Here is a 481-nt window from a genome sequence, read left to right on the forward strand (position 1 = left end):
GTTCGCTATCCCACTGGTGTGGGCTTGGTTCGATGGCCGTCGTCATGTGCTGCGCTCGACTCTCACAGTCTGGATCGTGGCTGCCGCGCTGGTGTCTCTCGCCGGTGTTGTCCGGTTCATGACCAGTGGTGGTTTCAGCGTTGCCGACACGGGCGAGGCCATCTTCCTCGCAGTCTTCCTCGCCATGCCGTTCCTGGCTGGCGGATGCGTCGGCGCTCTCCTCGGTGGCGCTACATCTCACCGGCGCGCCTGACGTGATGAAGTGCTGCGCCCGGACTGGCCCGGCTTCACCTAGGCCCTGAAGCCCTACGCCGCTCGACCTCACTCACGTGGTGCTCAAACGAAGGTTTTTGCAACAGCCGAGGACTGCGGCTGACCGATTGGTGCGAAGCCGCCGACCCGAGCGCCCGAGTGTGCCGATAGGGCCATCCCTAGATTCCCCTTGTCCGAGAGTGTGCATCTGAGGGGGTTCCTACTTGCG

General features: G+C 63.8%; 1 protein-coding gene. It reads left to right on the forward strand.

The window, feature by feature from the left end; translation table 11 throughout:
* Positions 1-253: hypothetical protein (locus tag M3234_RS28825; protein ID WP_262307926.1), on the forward strand; the 253-nt coding region annotated here is incomplete at its 5' end.
* Between the last annotated feature and the right edge of the window lie 228 nt (positions 254-481).

Source organism: Neobacillus niacini (assembly GCF_023715785.1).
GTDB classification, from domain to species: domain Bacteria; phylum Bacillota; class Bacilli; order Bacillales; family Cytobacillaceae; genus Neobacillus; species Neobacillus niacini_E.